Below are 20,396 nucleotides of genomic sequence, written 5' to 3' on the forward strand. Positions count from 1 at the left end.
ACCGCCTCAAACATTTACGTAAAAGAGCGGGTCTTGCAGACAAATAAAGCGCACAAAGCGACGGTGTCGGATCTGGCCAGTTCGGCCAGATCCGATAGCGACCGGCAGTGTTGACAACAACCGTGAGCCATTGGCCACCAACCTTACCGCCGATCCGCTGCGTCGTTTTGCACGCAAATAAATCAGTGAGCCCATGAATTTAGCGTAGATTCGCTGGGCTGTCAAAAGATTTCCAAGGGAAATCCCTTGGGGGCACGGACGGAACGCTTTAGCGCAGGCCTCATCAAAACACGTGACGGATCACCGCCGGCTGGCCCGCCTTCACCTCCAACGAGGCCCGGTACGGCGCCAGGCCGGCGTTGCGCACCTCCACGGTATGACGCCCCACCGGCAGGTTCAGGCTCTTGACGGGCGGGCTGATGCCGCGCGACACGCCGTCGATGAAGATTTCGCCCCAGGGTTGGATGTCCACCTTGACCGCCACGGTGGCCGGGCGGACCGCACGCGCGGCGGGCGCGCCCCCGGCCTCCGGCGCAAGGGCATTGGCGGCCGGGCCGTTCGGGGCCGCGCCCGGGGAAGCGGACTCCACCGGCGCCGCGGGCGGACCCTGCAACCTGGGCGGCACCGCCAGGGACTGTGGATCCGGCGACCGGCCGGCGTCGTCGTCATCGCCGACATCGAGCTGCCCCGGGCCGGGGGCCCCCGCGGACACCCGCCCGCTGGCCGCCGCATCCTGCCCGGCGCGCTCGGCGCCGGACGGGCCGGAATACCCGGTGGCCCGCGATGCGAGAGCCGCCCGCCGGGCCAGGAGATCGTCCCGCGCATCGTCCTGGCTCATCCAGGCCCAGAGGCAGGCGGCGGCGAGCACGCCGGCCGCGATCGTGATCATGCCCACCAGCCACCGCCTGGCGCCAGCGCCGCCGCGCCGCTGTCCGGCGGCATGGCGCGGAATGGGTGCGGCCGCGGCATGCTCCGATTCGCCGCCGCCGTCTTCCTGGGTTTCAGGTACGCAGGATATCCCCAGCATGCCGCACAAGTCCGCGATGGATTGCGGGCGCAGGGCCGGGTCCAGGGACAAGCCCTGGTCGATCACCGCCAGGAAGGCCTCGTCATAGCCTCGGGGCCTGCGCGTCGCGAGCGTGACGTACTGATCCTCGACGCGCCGCGCCAGGGCATGCGGCGGCGGCGACCCGCTGACCAGCGAACACATGACGGCGCAGAGGCCGTACACGTCGGTCCACGGGCCACAGGCCTGCACGGGGTCCGGGTCGAACTGCTCCACCGCGGCAAAGCAGGACGCCGGCTCCATGGCGCGCGGATGGTCGGGATAGAGGACCGGCACCATGACGTGCGCATAGCCGAATTCGTCCAGCCCGACCGTCTGGACGGAAATCGCCCCATGGACCTTGCCCTGTCCGTGCGCGGCCATGAGCTCCGGCGCGATCTCGGACACCACGCGGCCAATCCGCTTCTGCGGCACGCCGCCCGCCGCGGCCGCCGCGATCGCGGCCAAAGGTCGATACCCAAAAGGCTCCGGCGCGGGATGTTCCGCCCCAGGCATGAACGCCGGCGATACAGACATCGTTTTGACTCCGAACCCCATCTCCCGCTTCTCCTGCGGCCGCCCGCCTTGGGCGGCCTGTGCGCGGCGTGCCTGCGTCAGGCCGCCTACCCTTTTTGGTATGGCTCATGCCAGCGCTATCCGTCGTTTTGCCGATGGCAAGAAATGGATTGAATCACGAAGCGCGGATGCTTACACCAAGTCTCCCTGGTTTTTGCTCGGATTTTTGATTCCAGCTCTTCAGTGCAGGGCCCTGGCCGGATGGCCCTGTGAGCAGTCGGCGAGACCCGCTGCCACGGGAAACCGCCCGCGCCCACCGTCCGGCGCGGGCCGTCATAAGCGGAAATATTGGACTGCAAAAATAGACGTGTACCGGCCTTGCGGATGGCTATCATCGGCGGTCGGCCGTGCAGCCGATTGCCATCGCAGCCGGGCACTGCCGTTTCGCAGCCCTTCGTTTCCCCGTCCTTTCCCTTTCGATGACACGGCACCCCGCCGCGGAGATCCGAATCATGAAGCTGAACGTGAACCGTCGCCTCGACGCCCAAGCCCACACCGCCGCGCAAGCCGTTTTCCTGGCGCCCGGCGGCACGATAGGACGCGCCGCGGAAAACCAGCTGGTCCTGGCGGACGCGCCGGACGTGTGCCGCGTCCAGGCCGCGCTGCGCTACGGCGATGGCGGCTGGCGCCTGGCGAATCTCAGCGCCATGGGCACGGTATCGGTCAACGGCGTCGCGGTGCAGGCGACGCGCGAGCAGTCGTTGGAAAACGGCGATGAAGTGGCGATCGGGCCATATGTGATGCACGTGGAGACGGACAGCGCCCAGGACGGCGCAACGCAAGCAAAGGGCGACGTATTCAGCGACCTGATCGGCCCCGGCACGCTGCCCGTGGCGAGCATGTCTGACCTGGGCGTGCATCCGTTCGATATGGAGAGCGCGATATCGCGCAATCCCGATGACCCACTGGCGCAGCTGCAAGACCATGAATGGCGCCATGATGCAGGCCAGCGCGACCCGCTGGCCCTGTTCCCGGACCAAGGCGGCAGCGCTTACCATGCCTTGTCGGATCCCACGCCGGCCATGCTGCCCGCGGACGATCCCCTCGCATCGCGCCGGCTCGACCCGATCGCGGAAACCCTGCGTGGCGGCACCGGCGCGTCGGGACAACGCGCGATGCGCGATGACGCCCCCGAATACGGCAATCCAATGACGCCGCCGCGGGTACGGCGCTGAACCTCACGCATGGCGCGGCCGCCCTGCGCGCCCCGCCATGCGGACGCGCCGCTAAGGCGCGAGCAGCAGTACGGTGGGCTGGCTGGGCACGATGCGCATGCCCAGCGCATTGACGCGATTCTGCAGCGACAGGCTGGTCATGCGCGTGGCCGGCGTACCGAGAATCAGCACCGTGAACGCGCCGGTCAGATGGCGCGATTGGCTCATGAAGGTCTGCGAAATGAGGCCACCCGCGACCCCTGGCGTATCGCCCAGCGTGATCGGCGTGACGGTGGCCATGTTGTGGGCAGGCGCCGCCATGAACAGGACATTCCATGCATTCGGTATCGCGGTCGGTCCCAGCGCGGTGTTGGGATAGGGCAATGGGGCCATGGCCGCCGGAGGCGTCTTGCAGCAATCCGGAAACGCCAGGTCCAGCCCCATCAATTGGCAGTTCGCAAACATATCGGCTCCCATGTCATGACGACGGCCCGGCCGCGCCTGCACGGCGCCGGGGCCAAAGTTTCGCGCCGGCGGTATAGGCGCCGCTTAACGACGTGCTGCCATCCAACAACGCTTCGCCCAGATCGGCGCGGAACAGATTCGCGCCGCGCAAATCGGTCCGCGTGAAATCGGCCCGGCCCATCAGGCTCTGCATCAAGTTCGCGCCGCGCAGCGATGCACCGGTGAAGTCGGCGCGCACGAACAGGCTTTCGGAGGCCTGGATGTCGTCCAGGCACGCGTCCACGAACACGCATTCGGACAGGTCGCTCCCGTGCAGGCGGGCACGCGCCAGGCTGGCGCCTTCGAGCCGGACACCACGCAAACCGCACTGCCGCAGCTCGGCGTCGTCCAGGCATGCATGAGGCAGCTGCGTACCGCTGGAAAACGACGACATCTCCAGGCGCGCGCCGCTGAAATCCACGGCCGCGCCAAATACGCCATGGACAAAGGCACAGCGCGTCAGGCGGGCGCGCGAGAACACCGTGTCCGCCAGCGTGCATTCCATGAAGGCGCAGCGGTGCAGCACCGCGTCACCGAAATGGCAGGCCTGGAACACGGCCTTCAGCGGCACGGCCTCTTCCAGCGTGGCGCCGCGGAAATCGCATTGCGCGAAGCGGCTTTCACCCAGCCGCGTACGGGTCAGTCGCGCGGCCGCGAACGAGCACGACGAGAAGCGCGCGCTGTCCAGCGTCGCCTGGTCCAGGTCCGCCGCCGCCAGCGACACGCCGTCGAAATGCACGGCGGCAAGGTTGGCGCGATCGAACCGGGCGCGCGCCAGCGAACCGGCGGACATCGAGGCCCGCGCAAGCACGGCTTGCGTGAAGTCGCAATCGTCCAGGCAGGCCCCATCCAGCGTGGCGCCTTCCAGCGATGCGCCACGAAAACAGCTACCCCGCAGGTCCATGCCGGATAGATCCGCGCCGACCAGGTGCATGCCGGTGAAGTCGCGATCGCGCCGGTATATCGCCGCCAGCCGACGCCGCGTGCGCCGCGCGCGCAACGGCGGCATGGCGTCGGGGCCGGCGCCGATATGCGCGGTATGCAGATAGAGCTGGTCGACCTGCATCGACGTCGAATCCGCCGTAGCGCGCGCCGCGGGAAACCGTTCCTGGAATTCGCGCAGCTGTCGCTTGAGCGCGCCGGGATCGAAACGCGCCGTCAGGGGGCCGCCCGCGTCCGGCTGGGCAATGGCGTCGATGTCCATGCCGGCCGCTTCACCGACACGCCGCAGGTCGGGATCGCGCAGCATGTCGTCGCGCGCGCGCGCCAGCAAATCCTCGCCTTTCTTGCGTTCCTGGCCGGCTTGTTCCAGCAGCGCGGGAAGCTCGTCCATTTTGATACGCGGCGGCGGCGTCATGGGCGGCGGCAGGAAGTCATCGGGATTCAACCCCTCGGCCGCCAGCGTCTGCCGATACGACGCGCGCCGCCGTTCGGTGCCCGCGTACACATTACGGGCCAGCGGCCGCGCGGCGACATCGGGCAAGGGCGGATCGGGCGCATCGGCATATAGCGCCGCCGCGGCCAGGTCGCCGTCCAGCAAGGCGTGTATCGCCCCTTCGCGCGGATCGGTGCGGCGCCGCAGGACGTCCTCGTAATGCTCCATGCCGCGGCTCGCATCCGGCAACTCGATCGCCGGCATGACGTGGGCGATATCGGCCGCGTCGCTTTCGGCGATCTCCATCGCGCCGTGCCAGATCAGCAGGACGCGATCACGGTGTGGAAAGAACCACGCCGTCGTCAGGCGCATCGCGATTTCCCGCAGCGCCGCGGCGGGCCCATGGCGGTTGGCGAAGCAGCGCACCCGCCAATCGGGCAGGCGTCCGCGTTGCACGGCGCAATCCGGATGCATGTTCCTGATTTCATATTCCGCCCCGGCCGGGACTTCGGAACGGCCCACCCACCATTGATCGGGCGGCGCGGCATTGAAGTAATGCCAGTCCATATCGGCGGCGAATCCGGGGAAGTCCTGCCGCAGCCAGTGTTCGTCGTACCTCGTGCCCATGCGGGCGAAGCGCTCCGGATTATCCGGCGCGATGGCGTGAAAGCCGGCGGGCGGCACGTCCTGGCCGGGCCGCGTCACGCGGCCATGCGGGAGCTCCACATTGGGCAGCGGCACCGCCTGCACGCCGTTGATCCGTTGCGCCCGGATGCCCAGTCCCAGCGGATTGCCAGGATGATCGGGGCCGCCATAGGCATGCGCCCAATCCACCCGTATCGCATCGAAGGCGGCCGGCGCGGTGGCGTGGCCATCAAGCCAGTAGCGATCGCCGAAGACCAGCAGCGATTTTTCAAGGCCTCCCACCCGGGCCTGTACGGCACAGGCGGTTTTATCCGTCTGGTGCCGCGTGTAGGCCAGGCCGCTGATCAGGAATTCAGCCTCGGCTTTCGGCAGGCCCAGATCGAGCAGGCCACCCGCCTCTTCGGATCCCACGCGCCACAGCTCCTGCTCCGGCATCAGGGCGCGCCGATCATCCAGCGTAGCCATGGCCATGACGGCCGCGCCCAGCATATCCGTGCCGCGCCAGCGATACGGGCGTGTCAGCACGCTCAGGCGCGACGGCTTCACGACGCGCATGCGGCGCTCCGGGCCCGGGTGCGACGCAGGCTTGCCATGCTCATTCCGTGCGCTGGTCCACGACCACCTTGCCGCTGTGCGCGTCGATGCGCACCCGGATGTCTCGTCCTTCCGCGAAATCACCGAAGCGGACCGGCGAGATCGGTACGCGGATTTCCGTTTCGAAGGCGCCTTGGGCGGCGTGGTCCACGGCAAGACTGAGCTTCCAGACGAAGAACCGGTCCGCACCCAACCGCGTGCCCGTATCCACCGTGCGCAGGATCCGCGCCGTCGCGGGAACGCCGGTTCGCTGCACGGTCTCGCGCGCCTGCGCCAACGCCAGCATCCGATGCTGGCGCCGCCTGGCCATGTACAGCGCCATCCCGCCTTCCGCGACGATGATCAACAACACCAGCGATGTCCATCCCGCCCATTCCGGCAATCCCAGCCCTTCCATGATCTGCTGCTCCTCGTATCCTTGCGTGCACTGTTAGATGATCGTGAACAGTCCGGTCAACAGGTTCTTCGCGGCCGCGGTTTCCGTGGCCAAGCCGTTGTTCTTGTATTCCGTGGCGCCGATCTTGCTCGACATGCCGAATATGTCCGTCTTGATCGCACTGACGTCGGCCTTGGATACGGCCACGCCGACATTCGAGCGCCATACCGTCGCGTTGCCCAGGCCGAACGTCGCCTGCGCGATGGTCAGGTTCAAGCCGAACGGCGTGGCCTTGAGCCAGCTCTTGGTCGACAGGTCCTTGACCTGCTTGCCGTTCAGCACCACATCGGTATCGCTGGTCAGCGTGATCTTCTGCGGCGCCGTCATATCGATGCCCGCGCCGGTCGACGTCACCGTGATCTGCCGCGCGGCCTTCGCGTCCATCCCGGCGGCCTGCGATTCGATATGCACGTCGCTCTTGGCCAGCAGCGTCATGCCCGCGGCAAAGGATTGCGTGGTGACCTGCCCTTGCGCCTGCGCCGTCAAGGTTCCCGCCTGCACGTCGTGCAGCGCGTTGCCCGCGCTCACATGCACCTCTTGTCCGGTATTGAGCGTTTCCTTGAAGGGGCCGGTGACTGTGCGGGTCTCGCCATCGGCCGAGACCGTGGTCGTCAGCCCCTGGTCGAAGCTCTCCGTGGCCATGCCGCCGGACACGTGCAGCGCGCGCGCGCCGTTGACGGTGTAGGTTTCGTTATCCGTAACAGTGACCGAACGGGCCTGGCCGACAGTCAAGGCGTCGGCGCCCTGCACATGGATGGTACGGGTCCCGGCGATCGTAGTCGTGTCGTCACCGCCGATGGTCGTGGTGCGCGAACCGTCGACACTGCGGTGCTCGTCCGCCTCGACTTCCGTGCGCATATTGCGTTCCGCATGCAGCCATATTTCCTCCTGCCCGGGCTTGTCCTCGAACATCAATGCGTTGGCGGTGCGCGGTGTTCCGTCTTGCGTGCGCGAGAGGAACCCGCTTTGCGTCGCATTGGACGGCAGCTCCCACGGCGGCATATTGGCACCGTTGTAGACGCGGCCGATCACGATGGGGCGGTCGGGATGGCCGCCGATGAAATCCACAACGACTTCGTCTCCGCGGCGTGGCAGCTGGATGCCGCCGAATCCGCCGCTGGCCCAGGGGCTGGATACCCGCACCCAGCATGAACTGTTTTCGTTGCGCTGCCCGACGCGGTCCCAGTGGAACTGGACCTTGATGCGTCCGTATTCGTCGGTCCATATCTGCTGTCCGTCCTTGCCCACCACGGTCGCCGTTTGCGGCCCGTGCGTATAGGCCGGCGGCGTCACGCGGGGCGGACGGAACTGCACGCTGGACGGCAGCGCGGTGAAGCCCACGTCGAAGGCCATGGGATCCGGTGTCCCGCTGGCGTAGCCACCCTCGCGGATGTGATAGTGCGCGGCGACGATCAGGTATTCACGGTTTTCCGCGCCACGCGGATGGTTGGTCAGGCTGAAGCGGTAGCCGGGCGCGAATCCCTGCGCATTGCACGCGCCGGATACCAGCTCGCGGCGGCACTGCAGGCCTTCAAGGCGCACGCGGGTGTAGTGTTCGCCCTGGTCCGGGTCGGTATAGCCGCCCAGCCATTCGTAGATCTCGAGTTTGCCGTCGTCATACGGCCCCGGGTTGGCGCGCCGCGCGTCCATGCTGGTGCCGGGATGCCGGAAATCGAAGTCCGTCGTGGCGAAGCCGCTGGGCGTGATTTGCTCGGCCGGCTCCCATGCATTCACGTATTCCTCGCGCGGCACCGCGACGCGATCAGGGCCGTAGTACGGCAGCGTCTCGCAGCCGGGACAGGAATCATGCTGCGCGATGTCGTCGGTCAGTACCAGGGTGTGCCTGTCCTGCTCGTGGCGGAACCAGTAATAGATGCCCTCGTGCTCCATCAGGCGACTGATGAAGTCGAAGTCGGTTTCCTGGTACTGCACCCCGTATTCCCAATTCCGGTAGGTGCCCGACAGGCGCCATTCGACAGGAAAGGGGTAATCGGCCAGCACCTCCCTGATGATGTCCGGTGCGCTCTTGTTCTGGAATATCTTGTTGTCGGAGGTCTGCGTCAGGTACCACAGCCAGGGCCTGACCGTGGCGCGGTAGATGTACAGGCGCGACGTGGCGTTTTCGCGACCGACCAGCGTGCAGCGGGTGATGTGGCCACTCAGGTATCGGGGTGCGCCCCCTGCGGCCGCGATCTCCAGCGACAGCGGCTTGCCCAGCAATTCGCGAAGATCCAGGGCGTACGATTCGGACAACAGCTCCACTTCGAACTCGAAGAGCATCGATACGCCTTCCGAACCGTTCATGGCCCGGAAGAGGAGAGTATCGGGCCCCAGAGGGGTGTGTGCCGTGACGATGCGTTGCATGCTTGCTCCAGGATGACCGGCGCGGTACCGGCAAGACGCGATGCCCATCGGTCGCGCGCACGCGCCAGCCGGGATAGACGATGCTAGAAGCGCCGAATGTCGCGGACGTTTCATTAACATTCGCTATCATCTTTTACCGGCATCGCGCTTATTCCGCGCCGCGGCATTCGGTAGAGTGGCGGGCGTCAGCGGCATTCACGGCGTGGGGGCCTTACACTGAACGAAATTCGTCCGTCCAGCGGCTTGTTATTTGGCCAGCCACCAAGACACAATATGTCGCGCTTTACACATCCGGCCGGTCCCGGCCTCGGTCCCAACCAGAACACTAGGCTTCGACATGTACATCCCTGTTCGTTTCGCCGTGCTGGGCCTGGCGGCAGCGCTTGCCGCATGTTCCACCACCCCTCCCACCCCGCCGGCCCCGCCCGCGCCGCCCAGCCAGGCCGCGGTCGATACCCTGGCGCGGGTACGCGACAGCTATCAGGCTGGCGCGTATGGGGAGGTCATCCGCACGGTCGCCACGTCGGACGCGCTGGCGACCGCGCCCGTCGATATGCGCGTGGAATCGTTGAAGCTGCAGGCCTTCAGCTACTGCGTGACAGGCTATCGAGTGCTATGCGAGGATGACTTCAAGCGCATCCTGGCACTGGAACCGGCATTCGACCTCGGTCCCGCCGAAATCGGCCACCCCCAGTGGGGGCCGGCGTTCCAGCACGCGAAAGCCGCGCAAGGCGGCTGATATCACAAGGAACAGGTAGTGGCTTTACCCCTGCATGCCGATCCGGCCTTCTTCCAGCTGTTGGCCGACAGCTATGAACGACTGCTGGGGCAGCCCTTGCTGCCCCAGCCGATGGCGGCGCGGGAAGGCGCGCGATGGCTGTACGAGGACGCGCCCTTCGCGGTCCTGGCGCACAACACCGATGCCGATCCCCGCTTCATCTACGGGAACCGCACGGCGCAACGGCGCTTCGAGTACAGCTGGGACGAGATCGTGCGGTTGCCGTCGCGCCTGTCGGCCGAGGCGCCCAACCAGGAGGAACGCGCGCGTTTCCTCGAACGCGTTCGCCGCACAGGATTCGAAACCGGCTATCGCGGCGTACGAATCACCAAGTCCGGCAAGCGATTCATGATCGAGCAAGCCACGCTATGGGAATTGCGCGATGACGCGGGGGCCGTCCTTGGGCAGGCCGTCGTGATTCCGCGTACCGCCGATCTCTGATCCACGGCCGGGACAGGGATGCGCCCGCACGGCCGCGCACACTGATTCCCGTGCGGGGCTTGTGCTGACCCCTGCGCGGAATATTCCCACGCCATGGGGTATGGCGGTGGCTGCATGAACGGGTGCCGCGCCGACAGACCGGGATGGCCGGCGCCCATAGACTCGGCCTGTTCCCAGCAAACCTTCCGCCGATCCTGGCGACGCGTATCGCCGGCTGGATGCGGGCGGCATGGCGCCGGGGCGCATCCCGACGATGACAGACGTCCCAACCCAAAGTCGCGGCGCCGGTACCCCCGGGCCACGCGAGCCCGCCCCCATCGGCAAGGTGGGCGAAAAGCGTTTCACCGCACAGCCTGAATCCGGACACCGCACCGCAGCCCTCGCGGGGACGCGGGGCAAAGGCGTACTGGGCGGTGTGCGGCGGCTGCTGCGCGCCGCGATGCACCGCTCGCTGCCCCGCGCCGGCAGTCCATTGCGGCAGGCACGCGTCAACCTGGACGCCGCCTATCAATGTCTGTTGAAAACGCTGCTGGGCGGCGCCGAGCCGCACTGCCCGCGCATGGCATTCGCGCTGGCGGAAACGCTGGCCAACGAGGCCGCTTACGTCGCCGCCGGAGGCCGCGTCGCACCGCCGGGCGCCGGGGCCGGGCATGACACGCAGGGCGCTAGCAGCGACCATACGGCGGCGCCGTACCTGCCGCCGCTGGCGCTATACACGTTCACCGAACTCCTGCTGCTGCGCGAGTATCTGCCGCGCGTGGCCATGACCGGTCCGGACAAGGTATCGCCCGGCCCATGCACCCGCCAGATCATCGAACGCAGCTGCAGGGCGGTCGACCGCGAAATAGCCGTCCGCGAGCAACCCTTCGGTGCTGTCTTGCGCACCCTGGCGCAGGAGGGCATCGCGCCGGAATACCTGGACGGTCCGTTGCGCGATCTGGCCGCCGTGGTAAGCAGCCGCGAGCGGCGCGGGGAAAGTCCCATTCGCTTCCTGGGGGACCTGGCCGACAGCCGGAACAACGACGAACTGGAAAACGCGGCGGCCGTGCTGGCGTCGACGCCCTTGCGCGCGGCCTTCGATACGGCCTCCATTCCGGCCACGCATGGCCGGCTGACGATTTCCGCCTACGATGGCGGCGTGAAGACCTGCGCGCGGGTGCTGAAGAATGCGCTGGACCAATGCATGCGATCGCGACTGATCGTTCGCAGCCGGCTGCTGCTCAAGCAAGGCGCGGCCGACGGGAGCCCGGCATCGCAGACGCTACGGGCCGTATTCGACATACTGGCCCGAGGCGTTGCGGCCATGAATGGCGATACCCCCCTGACGCGTACCCAACGCGACGCGCTGGTGGCGGCGCTGCTCGCCAAGGCGCTGGTCGGCGCGGACGGCCTGGACGTCCAGCGGTATGTCGCCGGCATGTCCGACGCTACCTTGCGGGTCTTCGAGCGTCACCTGCCCTTCCTGCCGGCGCCGCGGCGCAAGGCGGTGCTGCAGATCATCGAGCAGGAACGCCGCCGGCGTGGCGATGGCGAGGCTGCCTCGCGCCCCGCCGGCAAACAGCCAGGCCATCTGTTCTCACGCACCATGGGCCGCGTCGGCATGCAGGCGACGCCCATACTGGCCCGGCTTTTCGCACGCGTGCAGCTGGACCTGCGGCGCCAGGCCGCGACGGACAATGGCGGGCCGGATCCCGAGGCAGTACCCGCCGGGGATGCGCTGACGCGCATGTCCTTCGACGTCACCGCGCGCACCAATGGCGACTATGAAGTCTCGGTAACCGCCAATCTGGCGCCGCATCGCGGCGACGAGGCCGTATCGCTGATCTACAAAGGCCGCATCGCGCCCGATTTCCGGCCGCTGCACGGCTCCTTCCGCCAGACGCGCTAGGCGTGCCCGGCGCGCCGCGCGCCATGAGTACGACAAGCGCGATGCGCACGAACGCCGCCCGGCGCGCGTGCATGATCCACGCCCCCAAAAAAAACCCCAGGGATCGGACGGCTGCCCGACTCCTGGGGTTGCTGCCGCGCAAGGCGGCAATGCAGGGATGAACCCTTATTCGATCGTCGGCTCGTTGCCGGCTTCCGGCGCGGCATCGCTGTCGATGTCCGAACCGATGGTGACCGGCGATTCCTCGAAAGGATTCGCCAGCTGGCGCGCGGCTTCGCGTTCCGCCGCTTCCAACGCTTCCTTGTCCTTGCGGGCAATGTGATACGCCAGACCGGTACCGGCGGGGATCAGACGACCCACGATGACGTTTTCCTTCAGGCCACGCAGTTCGTCGCGCTTGCCCATGATGGCGGCTTCGGTCAGGACACGCGTGGTCTCCTGGAAGGAAGCGGCCGAGATGAAGGAATCCGTCGACAGCGAGGCCTTCGTGATACCCAGCAGGACGTTGTCGTACGAAGCCGGACGCTTGTCCTCGGCAACCACGCGATCGTTCTCGTTCAACAGCTCGGAACGCTCGACCTGTTCGCCAGGGATGAACTCCGTATCACCCGCATCGACGATGTTCACGCGACGCAGCATCTGGCGAACGATCACCTCGATGTGCTTGTCGTTGATCTTCACGCCCTGCAGACGGTACACGTCCTGCACTTCGTCCACGATGTAGGTGGCCAGCTTCTCGATACCCTGCAGGCGCAGGATATCGTGCGGGTCCGCCGGACCGTCGACGATCATTTCGCCCTTGTTCACCACCTGGCCGTCGTGCACCAGAACCTGCTTTTCCTTCGGAATCAGGAACTCGTGGCTGACGCCTTCCAGGTCGGTGATGACCAGGCGCTGCTTGCCCTTGGTGTCCTTGCCGAACGAGACCGTACCCGTGACGTCGGCGAGCATGCCGGCATCCTTGGGCGAACGGGCTTCGAACAGCTCGGCCACGCGGGGCAGACCGCCGGTAATGTCGCGGGTCTTTTGCGATTCCTGCGGAATACGCGCCAGGACCTCGCCGACCGTCACCTGCTGGCCGTCACGCACCGTGATCAGCGCGCCAACGGGGAACGAGATGCTCACCGAGTGATCGGTGCCGGCGATCTTGACTTCCTCGCCGGACTCGTTGACCAGCTTGATCTGCGGACGCATGACGATCTTGCCGCCGCGCGTCTTGGGCGTGATGACGACGAGCGTCGACAGGCCGGTGACTTCGTCCACCTGCTTGGCGACGGTCACGCCTTCCTCGATGTTCTCGAAGCGGACCTGGCCCGCGTACTCGGACACGATGGGCCGAGTCAGCGGATCCCAGCTTGCCAGACGGGCGCCGGCCTTGACGCCTTCGCCGTCGCCGACCAGCACGGTCGCGCCGTACGGGATCTTGTGGCGCTCGCGTTCGCGGCCGTTGTCGTCATGGATGACGATTTCGCCCGAACGCGAGATTGCCACCCGCTCGCCCTTGGCGTTGGTGACGTAGCGCATCGTGCTGGCGAAGCCCACCGTACCGCTGGACTTGGTTTCCACCGCGCTGGCCAGGGCCGAACGCGAAGCCGCACCACCGATGTGGAAGGTACGCATCGTGAGCTGCGTGCCCGGTTCGCCGATGGACTGCGCCGCGATGACACCGACGGCCTCGCCGACGTTGACCATGTAGCCGCGGCCCAGGTCGCGACCATAGCAGTGCGCGCACAGGCCATGGCGGGTTTCGCAGGTCAGCGGCGTGCGGACCTTGACTTCGTCCACGCCGATGCGGTCGATCAGGTCGACCAGGTCTTCGTCCAGCAGCGTGCCGGCTTCGATCGCGGTTTCCTGCGTATCCGGATTGACGATGTCCACCGCGGCCACGCGGCCCAGGATGCGGTCGCGCAGCGGTTCGATGACTTCACCGCCTTCGACCAGCGCCTTCATCGAATAGCCCTGCGAGGTGCCGCAGTCGTTTTCGATGATGACCAGATCCTGCGTCACGTCGACCAGGCGGCGCGTCAGGTAGCCCGAGTTCGCGGTCTTCAGCGCGGTATCGGCCAAGCCCTTGCGCGCGCCGTGCGTCGAGATGAAGTACTGCAGTACGTTCAGCCCTTCGCGGAAGTTCGCGGTGATCGGCGTTTCGATGATCGAGCCGTCCGGCTTGGCCATCAGGCCGCGCATGCCCGCCAGCTGGCGGATCTGGGCGGCCGAACCGCGGGCGCCGGAGTCAGCCATCATGTAGATGGAATTGAAGGATTCCTGGCGCACTTCCTCGCCGTGACGGTTGGTCACGGGTTCGGTCGCCAGTTGTTCCATCATCGCCTTGCCGACCTTGTCGCCGGCCTTGCCCCAGATGTCCACCACGTTGTTGTAGCGTTCCTGGGACGTGACCAGACCCGACGAGTACTGCTTGTCGATTTCCTTCACTTCCTTGCTGGCTTCGGCCAGGATGATCTCCTTGGCCGACGGGATCAGCATGTCGTTCATGGCGATCGAAATGCCGCCGCGCGTGGCCAGGCGGAAGCCCGACTGCATCAGCTTGTCGGCGAAGATCACCGTGTCGCGCAGACCGCAGCGACGGAAGGACTGGTTGATCAGGCGCGAGATTTCCTTCTTCTTCAGGGCCTTGTTCAGGACCGTGAAGGGCAGGCCGCGCGGCAGGATTTCCGACAGCAGCGCACGGCCCACGGTGGTCTCGTAGCGGCGCACGACGGGCTGCCATTCGCCCTGCTCGTCCTTGTCGTATTCCTTCAGGCGCACGGTGATGCGGCTTTGCAGCTCGACTTCGCCGTTGTCATAGGCACGCTGGACTTCGGCCACGTCGGTGAAGAAAATGCCTTCGCCCTTGCCGTTGATGCGCTCGCGCGTCGTGTAGTACAGACCCAGCACGATATCCTGGGACGGCACGATGGACGGTTCGCCGTTGGCCGGGAACAGCACGTTGTTCGAGGCCAGCATCAGGGTGCGCGCTTCCAGCTGCGCTTCCAGCGACAGCGGGACGTGCACGGCCATCTGGTCGCCGTCGAAGTCGGCGTTGAAGGCCGCGCAGACCAGCGGATGCAGCTGGATCGCCTTGCCTTCGATCAGCACCGGTTCGAAGGCCTGGATGCCCAGGCGGTGCAGCGTCGGCGCGCGGTTCAGCATGACCGGGTGTTCGCGGATCACCTCTTCGAGGATGTCCCACACCACCGGTTCCTGGCTTTCGACGAGCTTCTTCGCCGCCTTGATGGTCGTGGCCAGACCCATCATTTCCAGGCGATTGAAGATGAACGGCTTGAACAGCTCCAGCGCCATCAGCTTGGGCAGGCCGCACTGGTGCAGCTTGAGCTGCGGGCCCACCACGATGACCGAACGGCCGGAGTAGTCCACCCGCTTGCCCAGCAGGTTCTGGCGGAAGCGGCCGCTCTTGCCCTTGATCATGTCGGCCAGGGACTTCAACTGACGCTTGTTGGCGCCGGTCATGGCCTTGCCACGGCGGCCGTTGTCCAGCAGCGAGTCGACGGCTTCCTGCAGCATGCGCTTTTCATTGCGCAAGATGATTTCCGGTGCCTTCAGTTCCAGCAGGCGCTTCAGGCGGTTGTTCCGGTTGATGACGCGGCGGTACAGGTCGTTCAGGTCGGAGGTCGCGAAGCGGCCGCCGTCCAGCGGCACCAGCGGACGCAGGTCCGGCGGCAGCACGGGCAGCACTTCCATGACCATCCACTCGGGCTTGATACCCGACTTCTGGAAGCCTTCCAGCACCTTCAGGCGCTTGGAGATCTTCTTGATCTTGGCTTCCGAACCAGTGGCCTTGAGCTCGCCGCGCAGCGTTTCCACTTCGCGGTCGATATCGATCGTGCGCAGCAGTTCACGCACGGCTTCCGCGCCCATGAGCGCGCGGAAGTCATCGCCGTATTCCTCGGTCTTCGCGAGGAAATCGTCGTCCGACATGATCTGGCCGCGCTTGAGCGGCGTCATGCCGGGTTCGATCACGCACCAGGCTTCGAAGTACAGGACGCGCTCGATATCGCGCAGCGTCATGTCCAGCACCATGCCCAGGCGCGACGGCAGGCTCTTCAGGAACCAGATGTGCGCGACGGGGCTGGCCAGTTCGATATGGCCCATGCGCTCGCGGCGCACCTTGGCGACCGTGACTTCCACGCCGCACTTTTCGCAGATCACGCCACGGTGCTTCAGGCGCTTGTACTTGCCGCACAAGCACTCGTAGTCCTTGATCGGCCCGAAGATCTTCGAGCAGAACAGGCCGTCGCGTTCCGGCTTGAACGTGCGGTAGTTGATGGTTTCGGGCTTGCGGACTTCGCCATAAGACCACGAACGAATTTTCTCGGGCGAGGCGATGCCGATCTTGATGGCATCGAACTGCTCGTCTTGAGAGACTTGCTTGAAAAGGTCGAGTAGCGCTTTCATTAGTTACGCTCCAAATCCATGTCCAGGGCCAGCGAGCGGATTTCCTTCACCAGCACGTTGAAGGATTCCGGCATACCGGCGTCGATGACGTGATCGCCCTTGACGATGTTCTCGTAAACCTTGGTACGGCCGGTGATGTCGTCGGACTTGACCGTGAGCATTTCCTGCAGGGTGTAGGAAGCGCCGTAGGCTTCGAGCGCCCACACTTCCATTTCCCCGAAACGCTGGCCGCCGAACTGCGCCTTGCCGCCCAGCGGCTGCTGGGTAACGAGCGAGTACGGACCGGTCGAACGCGCGTGCATCTTGTCGTCGACAAGGTGATGCAGCTTCAGGTAATGCATGTAGCCGACGGTGACCGGGCGCTCGAATTTCTCGCCCGTGCGGCCGTCGAACAACCAGGCCTGCGTGCGCGTATCCGTCAGCTGCATGCGGTTGGCCACCTCGTTGGGGTAGGCCAGGTCCAGCATCTTGCCGATTTCGTCTTCCGTCGCGCCGTCGAACACCGGGGTCGCGAACGGCACGCCTTCCTTCAGGTTGCGCGCCATTTCGACGACTTCGTCGTCCGTCAGGTCGGCCACGCGCGCGCCCGTTCCGGTCGTGTTGTAGACCTTCTCCAGGTAGGCGCGCAGCGACTTGGCCTGCGCCGTACGCTCGTCACGCAGCATTTCGCCGATGCGCTGGCCCACGCCCTTGGCGGCCCAGCCCAGATGGACCTCGAGCACCTGCCCAACGTTCATCCGCGAAGGCACGCCCAGCGGGTTCAGCACGATGTCGACCGGCGTACCGTCGGCCATGTGCGGCATGTCCTCGACGGGCGTGATACGCGACACCACGCCCTTGTTGCCGTGACGGCCGGCCATCTTGTCGCCCGGCTGCAGGCGGCGCTTGACGGCCAGGTACACCTTGATCATCTTCAGCACGCCCGGCGGCAGTTCGTCGCCCTGCGTCAGCTTCTTGCGCTTTTCCTCGAAGGCCAGGTCGAACTGGTGGCGCTTCTGCTCCAGCGATTCCTTCGCCTGCTCCAGCACCAGCGCGTGCTGCTCGTCGGCCAAGCGGATGTCGAACCACTGCCAGCGGTCCAGGTCGGACAGGTAGGCCTTGGTGACGGTCGCGCCCTTGGCCAGCTTGCGCGGGCCGCCGTTGACCGTCTTGTTGATCAGCATCTTCTCGATACGATCGAACTGGTCGTTTTCGACGATGCGCAACTGGTCGTTCAGGTCCTGGCGATAGCGGCGCAGTTCATCGTCGATGATGGACTGGGCGCGCTTGTCGCGCACGATGCCTTCACGAGTGAAGACCTGCACGTCGATCACGGTGCCGGTCATGCCGGAAGGCACGCGCAGCGAGGTGTCCTTCACGTCCGAGGCCTTTTCGCCGAAGATCGCGCGCAGCAGTTTTTCTTCCGGCGTCAGCTGGGTCTCGCCCTTGGGCGTGACCTTGCCGACCAGCACGTCATCCGGACCGACTTCGGCGCCGATGTAGGTGATGCCGGAATCGTCCAGGCGGTTCAGCTGCGTTTCCGCCAGGTTGCTGATGTCGCGCGTGATTTCCTCGGGTCCCAGCTTCGTATCGCGGGCGACGACGGTCAGTTCCTCGATGTGGATCGAGGTATAGCGGTCATCGGCCACGACCTTCTCGGAGATCAGGATCGAGTCTTCGAAGTTGTAGCCGTTCCAGGGCATGAACGCGATCAGCATGTTCTGGCCCAGCGCGAGTTCGCCCAGGTCCGTCGACGCGCCGTCGGCCAGCACGTCGCCCTTGGCGACCTTGTCGCCGCGAGCCACGATGGGACGCTGGTTGATGTTCGTGTTCTGGTTCGAACGCGTGTACTTGATCAGGTTGTAGATGTCCACGCCGACTTCGCCGGCGACGTTTTCGTCGTCATTGACGCGGATCACGATGCGGTCCGCATCGACGTGGTCCACCACGCCGCCGCGCAGCGCCTGCACGGTGGTACCCGAGTCGACCGCCACGGTACGCTCGATGCCCGTGCCCACCAGCGGCTTTTCCGGACGCAGGCAAGGCACGGCCTGGCGCTGCATGTTGGCGCCCATCAGCGCGCGGTTCGCGTCGTCGTGCTCCAGGAACGGAATCAGCGAAGCGGCGACAGAGACGATCTGCGACGGCGCGACGTCCATGTAGTGCACGTTGCCCGGCGCCGTCAGCATGGTTTCGCCCGCTTCACGGCAAGCAACCAGGTCGTCGACGAAATGGCCTTCTTCGTCCAGCGCCGCGTTCGCCTGCGCGATCACGTAGTGGCTTTCCTCGATGGCGGACAGGTAGTCGATCTGGTCGCTGACCTTGCCATCGATGACCTTGCGATACGGCGTTTCCAGGAAGCCGTACTCGTTCAGGCGAGCGTACAGCGCCATGGAGTTGATCAGGCCGATGTTCGGGCCTTCCGGCGTTTCGATCGGGCAGACGCGGCCATAGTGCGTGGGATGCACGTCGCGCACTTCGAAGCCGGCGCGTTCGCGCGTCAGGCCGCCCGGTCCCAATGCGGACACGCGGCGCTTGTGCGTGATTTCCGACAGCGGGTTGGTCTGGTCCATGAACTGCGACAGCTGGCTCGAACCGAAGAACTCCTTGATGGCCGCTGAAATCGGCTTGGAGTTGATCAGGTCGTGCGGCATCAGGTTTTCGGTCTCGGCCTGGCCCAGGCGTTCCTTGACGGCGCGCTCGACGCGCACCAGGCCGGCGCGGAACTGGTTTTCCGCCAGTTCGCCGACGCAACGCACGCGGCGGTTGCCCAGGTGATCGATGTCGTCGATCTGGCCGCGGCCGTTACGCAGCTCCACCAGCACCTTGATGGTGGCGAGGATGTCCTCGTTGGTCAGCGTCATCGGCCCGGTGATGTCTTCGCCGCGACCCAGGCGGCTGTTGACCTTCATGCGGCCCACGCGCGACAGATCGTAGGTTTCCTCGCTGTAGAACAGGCGCTGGAACAGGGCCTCGACGGCTTCCTCGGTGGGCGGCTCGCCGGGACGCATCATCCGGTAGATGGCCACGCGCGCGGCCATCTGATCGGCGGTTTCGTCCGTGCGCAGGGTTTGCGAGATATAGGGACCGCGATCCAGGTCGTTGGTGTACAGCGTGTGGAACTCGCCGATGTTGGCGGCGCGCAGCGCGCTCAGCACGCTTTCCGTGATCTCGTCATTGGCGTGCGCGACGACCTCGCCGGTATCGGCGTCGACGATGTTCTTGGCCAGCACGCGGCCGTACAGGAATTCCTCCGGCACGGAGATGCGCTCGATGCCGCCAGCGGCCAGGTCACGCAGGTGCTTGGCATTGATGCGCTTGTCTTTTTCGACGATGACCTTGCCGGCGCGATCCGAAATGTCGAAGCGCGCCATTTCGCCCTTCCAGCGCTCGGAGATGAATTCCATCATCGCCCCTTCGCTCTTCAGTTCGAAGCGGTCGAAGTCGAAGAATTCGCCGAGGATGCCTTCCGGCGTCATGCCGATGGCCTTCAGCAGGATGGTCACCGGCATCTTGCGGCGACGATCCACACGGAAGAACAGGACGTCCTTGGGATCGAATTCGAAGTCCAGCCAGGAGCCGCGGTAGGGAATCACGCGGGCCGAGAACAACAGCTTGCCGGAACTGTGCGTCTTGCCGCGGTCATGTTCGAAGAACACGCCAGGCGAACGGTGCAGCTGCGACACGATCACGCGCTCGGTGCCGTTGATGACGAAAGAACCGGTGCCCGTCATGAGCGGAATTTCGCCCATGTAGACTTCCTGTTCCTTCACTTCCTTCACGGTGGGCTTGCTGACTTCACGGTCGAGCAGGACCAGGCGAACCTTCGCGCGCAAGGGCGACGCGTAGGTCAAGCCACGCTGCTGACATTCCTTGACATCGAACACCGGCTCGCCCAGCACATAGCTGACGAACTCCAGACGCGCCATTCCGTTATGGCTGACGATGGGGAAAATGGACGAGAATGCCGCCTGTAGGCCATCGTTGGCTCGCTGCGACGGGGGCGTATCCGCCTGCAGAAAAGTTAGGTAGGATTGCAGCTGGGTCGCCAGCAGAAAAGGAACGTCCTGGACGTCCTCACGCTTGGCGAAGCTTTTGCGGATGCGCTTTTTTTCGGTGTACGAGTAAGGCATGAGCACTCCGACTCGAGGTTACTTGGGCCGTCAACCACGGCCCGGGGTGATACGACGCTGATACGACTCCA

Annotated in this window: 11 protein-coding genes; 4 read left to right on the forward strand and 7 right to left on the reverse strand. The window is 65.7% G+C overall.

Annotated features, from left to right (window positions below):
• Nucleotides 1-283: 283 nt before the first annotated feature.
• Nucleotides 284-1,582: a serine/threonine protein kinase gene (locus AKI39_RS24500; protein ID WP_145925372.1), complete on the reverse strand. Its 1,299-nt coding sequence runs from the start codon at nt 1,580-1,582 to the stop codon at nt 284-286.
• A gap of 491 nt (nt 1,583-2,073) precedes the next feature.
• On the opposite strand from AKI39_RS24500, the gene AKI39_RS24505 reads away from it, so the two are divergent.
• Nucleotides 2,074-2,796 carry an FHA domain-containing protein gene (locus tag AKI39_RS24505; protein WP_066641809.1) on the forward strand — a complete coding sequence of 241 codons (723 nt, stop codon included), beginning with the start codon at nt 2,074-2,076 and terminating at the stop codon, nt 2,794-2,796.
• Between the two features lie 51 nt (nt 2,797-2,847).
• Here the strand turns inward: AKI39_RS24505 and AKI39_RS24510 are convergent, their stop codons facing one another.
• From AKI39_RS24510 to AKI39_RS24525, 4 genes are read right to left on the reverse strand one after another with little or no spacing between them, the layout of a single operon-like run.
• Nucleotides 2,848-3,240, reverse strand: a complete 393-nt coding sequence (locus AKI39_RS24510) for a DUF4150 domain-containing protein (protein WP_066643716.1) — start codon at nt 3,238-3,240, stop codon at nt 2,848-2,850.
• Nucleotides 3,241-3,253: 13 nt separating this feature from the next.
• Nucleotides 3,254-5,854: a DUF2169 family type VI secretion system accessory protein gene (locus AKI39_RS24515; protein WP_066641810.1), complete on the reverse strand. Its 2,601-nt coding sequence runs from the start codon at nt 5,852-5,854 to the stop codon at nt 3,254-3,256.
• A gap of 40 nt (nt 5,855-5,894) precedes the next feature.
• A complete protein-coding gene (locus tag AKI39_RS25935) occupies nt 5,895-6,290 on the reverse strand; it encodes a hypothetical protein (protein ID WP_066641811.1) in 396 nt (131 codons plus the stop codon).
• Between the two features lie 33 nt (nt 6,291-6,323).
• Nucleotides 6,324-8,693, reverse strand: coding sequence for a type VI secretion system Vgr family protein (locus AKI39_RS24525; protein ID WP_066641812.1), 2,370 nt, complete (start codon nt 8,691-8,693; stop codon nt 6,324-6,326).
• Between the two features lie 337 nt (nt 8,694-9,030).
• On the opposite strand from AKI39_RS24525, the gene AKI39_RS24530 reads away from it, so the two are divergent.
• From AKI39_RS24530 to AKI39_RS24540, 3 genes are all read left to right on the forward strand, one after another.
• A complete protein-coding gene (locus AKI39_RS24530) occupies nt 9,031-9,432 on the forward strand; it encodes a TssQ family T6SS-associated lipoprotein (protein WP_066641813.1) in 402 nt (133 codons plus the stop codon).
• An 18-nt stretch (nt 9,433-9,450) separates the two neighbouring features.
• Nucleotides 9,451-9,912 (forward strand): MEKHLA domain-containing protein, encoded by a 462-nt coding sequence (locus AKI39_RS24535; protein ID WP_066641814.1) that lies wholly within the window; start codon nt 9,451-9,453, stop codon nt 9,910-9,912.
• Between the two features lie 253 nt (nt 9,913-10,165).
• A complete protein-coding gene (locus AKI39_RS24540) occupies nt 10,166-11,800 on the forward strand; it encodes a hypothetical protein (RefSeq protein ID WP_145925373.1) in 1,635 nt (544 codons plus the stop codon).
• A gap of 165 nt (nt 11,801-11,965) precedes the next feature.
• Here AKI39_RS24540 and rpoC read toward each other — a convergent pair whose 3' ends face one another.
• Both rpoC and rpoB read right to left on the reverse strand, forming a co-directional pair.
• Nucleotides 11,966-16,213 (reverse strand): DNA-directed RNA polymerase subunit beta', encoded by a 4,248-nt coding sequence (gene rpoC, locus AKI39_RS24545; RefSeq protein WP_066641817.1) that lies wholly within the window; start codon nt 16,211-16,213, stop codon nt 11,966-11,968.
• Nucleotides 16,213-20,325 carry a DNA-directed RNA polymerase subunit beta gene (rpoB, locus tag AKI39_RS24550; RefSeq protein ID WP_066641818.1) on the reverse strand — a complete coding sequence of 1,371 codons (4,113 nt, stop codon included), beginning with the start codon at nt 20,323-20,325 and terminating at the stop codon, nt 16,213-16,215. The genes rpoC and rpoB overlap by 1 nt, the downstream gene beginning before the upstream one ends.
• Nucleotides 20,326-20,396 lie beyond the last annotated feature (71 nt).

Origin of the sequence: Bordetella sp. H567 (assembly GCF_001704295.1) — a bacterium.
GTDB lineage: Bacteria > Pseudomonadota > Gammaproteobacteria > Burkholderiales > Burkholderiaceae_B > Bordetella_C.